General features: G+C 66.0%; 2 protein-coding genes. Both read left to right on the forward strand.

The annotated features are described in order from the left end of the window. Positions 1-184, forward strand: a 184-nt coding sequence (locus tag GVN67_RS29205; protein ID WP_200845453.1) for a M4 family metallopeptidase, incomplete at its 5' end; no start/stop codon positions are given. 60 nt (positions 185-244) lie between these two features. Next, a partial coding sequence (locus GVN67_RS29210) for a protealysin inhibitor emfourin (protein ID WP_160000788.1) occupies positions 245-503 on the forward strand: 259 nt, incomplete at its 3' end.

A 503-nucleotide genomic window follows, 5' to 3' on the forward strand; every position in this document is an offset into this window, starting at 1 on the left:
CGCCTGGGAAGCGCCCGGCCGGATTTGGTACGAGACACTCACCAACGGTTCGTTGCCGTCCGCCGCCACGTTCACCGTCTTTGCCCGGGCAACGATACGTGTTGCCGCCGACCTGTTCGGCCCGGAGACCCGGGAGCATGACGCTGTACGGGCGGCGTGGGAAACTGTAAAGGTCAAGGTTTAGCCACTGCCCCGGATGCCCGCTTACCGGTGCGGGGCCATATGGAAGCCCAGGGGCCAGGCGATGAAGATCAAGGTGGAGCGCACCGGCGGAATCGCGGCTATGACAAGGGTGTGGACCGTGGACGCCCAAACGGACAGGGACCTTAGCCATTGGCAGCCCATTGTCGAAGCCTGCCCTTGGGATGCGGTGCCCAACACCCTGCGGGCAGCAGCTGTGGCCTTCGAGGCGCCACAGCCGGACCGTTTCATCTACTCCATCACGGCAGGGCAGCGCAGGGCTGCCCTGCCCGAACAGGCCCTCACCGGCCCGTGGCGCATTC

This window comes from Roseomonas sp. 18066, assembly GCF_902706185.1.
Classification (GTDB): domain Bacteria; phylum Pseudomonadota; class Alphaproteobacteria; order Acetobacterales; family Acetobacteraceae; genus Pseudoroseomonas.